Below are 2,293 nucleotides of genomic sequence, written 5' to 3'. Positions count from 1 at the left end.
TCGCTCAAGCGAAGCAACGGCGTTTTAGTGTCGCTATCTTTCAGCAATCACTCACAAACAGACGGATCGAATTCACACTTCGCTTGGAAGCACGCTCATACATAGTTATTATACAGTGTGGTTCCATGTACTGCACATGCGCTTGCCAGAGACCCGTGATCTCTTCGCGAGAAAACTAGAGTTCCCAGTACCACGGGAGACGGTCGTAGAGACTGTCGGGAGTACAGAACTGACACCTCCGGATGGCGAAAGCACAACGATCCAATCCGTAATCGAGAAATCTGAAGTAGAGGAGTTCGCTTCAGCCGATGATCTTTACGATACGCTGATGACGCGCGTCGGAGCTCAATTTGTCGGACGCAGGTATTACGACGACCGCGGATCGATGCCAAAACAGGACGACAAAAGCGAGGTGAGTTTCTAATGTCAGTCACGCTAGTCTCAGGTGTCACCGGTGTTGGGCTGTCGACCGTCTGCCAGACGCTTCGGCAGAAACTCGGAGACGGGTACAAACTGGTGAACTTCGGCGACGTAATGCTTGAACAGGCCGCGACGAGAGGCCTGGCGACCGAACGAGGAGAACTTGCCACACTTTCGCAACAAGAGACACGCCGTCTACAGCGTCGTGCGGGCGAGTTCGTCGCCGATGAAGCCGAAGACACGAATATCATCCTCTCGACTCATCTGGCAGTAGAGACCCAGGCCGGCTACATAGAGGGACTCCCTGAGGAGGTACTCCGCGATGTCTCGCCGACAACGTTCGCTCTCGTTGAAGCGAGTCCAGCAACGATTCTCGAACGCCGAAGAAATAGGGGCCGTAAAGTCCAGGATGTGACCGAACACAAAATTGATTTCGAGCAGGATCTTAATCGGTCTGCCGCGCTCCAGTACGCACGTGATCAAAACGCGCCCGTTCAGTTCATCGAAAACGAAGGCAGCGTCGAGGAGGCCGCCGAGCGTCTCGCAGATGCGCTCTGAGTAAGCTACTATTCGCAATTTGCCAAGGCCGAATACCAGACAATCATCGAATTGAAGAATACCTCAGCTACAATTAACAGTCTTGCACACCATTAACTGAGTGATCTATCAACGTTACTTCGAGGCCTACAGGTAACGTTGTTGGGCGTATTCGAAATACCCCGGTTTCTCGAATGAAAAACAACCATTACCAGTGCTATACTTAGAGGATGTATTCAGCAATCTCGTCGTTTACTCATCCCTGCTGGGATTTGTGAGGCCTAGATGGTTGACTGCGTATGTGGCGGAGACTGAACAGCTAGTGTTCATGAGTCCGCAGCACCCGTTTTCGCTCGCGGCGGTGCTGGAACAGATCGGCACAGGTCTTGAAAAAGATCAGAACGACGACCACGCCAAGCGGTTCTTGGGTGAGGTTGGCGGCGAGTCCCCCAATAAAGACCACACCAAACAGCGCCACGAACCGGGCCGCCGGTTCGACCAGCAACGAGACAGGGCCGCGGCGTTCGTACTCTCGGTTGCCGAGATACTCGGCCCAGTACGAATAGATGTGGGAGACGACGAGGCTAACGGCGATGAGAACCACGGTAAGTGGACTCGCAGGCTCGATCTCTAGAGCACCAACGAGCGGACCAGCCACATACAAACCCAGCAGGAGCCAAATGAGTACGTACTGCTCAAGGAGCGCGCCCAGAATGTCTCCTTTCGGCTTGCCGATGTACGAACGAGGGGGCTCGCCGGCAATATTCCAAAACGCCCGAATGGACTCGAGGTCATCGGTTCCCTCTGCTCGGGAAATCTTTTGAACATAGATACCCCCGACAACACCAGCCTCAAGCCAGTAGGCTATCAGGAGTGCATGGACTTGCCAGTCGAACCACCAAATCACGGCCAGCGATGCGAGGTTTGCCAGGAGTACCCCGACGAACGACCACTGTGCTCGTTTCCACGACGGATGCACGCGTAATCGTGACAGTGGGGGGAGTTAATTTTGTGGATTTGACTGACCACTACAGAGAACACCATAGCTCGAGATATGCCACACTCGCGCTCGCAGTCTTGCAGACACACCTCATCTGAGGCGATAAGCCAGTCAATCAGCCTCCACGAACGTCTTAACCAACAAAATCGAAGATTTCACATCTGTTGGTCTTTCCAAGTCGCAATGCGACAGGCCTTGTCAGCTTGATCAACACACACTCGTAGAGAACCTGAAGAAGAAGTGCCTTGTTGAACGCAAGACTGCGTCGGGGTGGGGTCGATAATTCACGGTTTTACCGCGTCAGAGACCGGTTCTTGGAGTCAGAAGATGCGATAG

At 53.5% G+C, this 2,293-nt stretch carries 3 protein-coding genes; 2 read left to right on the top strand and 1 reads right to left on the bottom strand.

Annotated features, from left to right (window positions below; translation table 11 throughout):
* Positions 1-136 precede the first annotated feature (136 nt).
* On the top strand, positions 137-424 hold the full coding sequence (locus tag J2751_RS15395; RefSeq protein ID WP_209487328.1) for a DUF5789 family protein: 288 nt from the start codon (positions 137-139) through the stop codon (positions 422-424).
* Positions 424-978, top strand: a complete 555-nt coding sequence (locus tag J2751_RS15390; RefSeq protein ID WP_209487327.1) for an adenylate kinase — start codon at positions 424-426, stop codon at positions 976-978. Before J2751_RS15395 ends, J2751_RS15390 begins: the two co-directional genes overlap by 1 nt.
* Before the next feature lie 298 nt (positions 979-1,276).
* Here J2751_RS15390 and J2751_RS15385 read toward each other — a convergent pair whose 3' ends face one another.
* Positions 1,277-1,936, bottom strand: coding sequence for a DUF6498-containing protein (locus J2751_RS15385; protein WP_209487326.1), 660 nt, complete (start codon positions 1,934-1,936; stop codon positions 1,277-1,279).
* Positions 1,937-2,293: the final 357 nt, after the last annotated feature.

Origin of the sequence: Halorubrum alkaliphilum (assembly GCF_017873815.1) — an archaeon.
Classification (GTDB): Archaea; Halobacteriota; Halobacteria; order Halobacteriales; family Haloferacaceae; genus Halorubrum; species Halorubrum alkaliphilum.
Note: the sequence above shows the minus strand (reverse complement) of the source record. Positions and strands in the feature narration are given on the sequence as shown.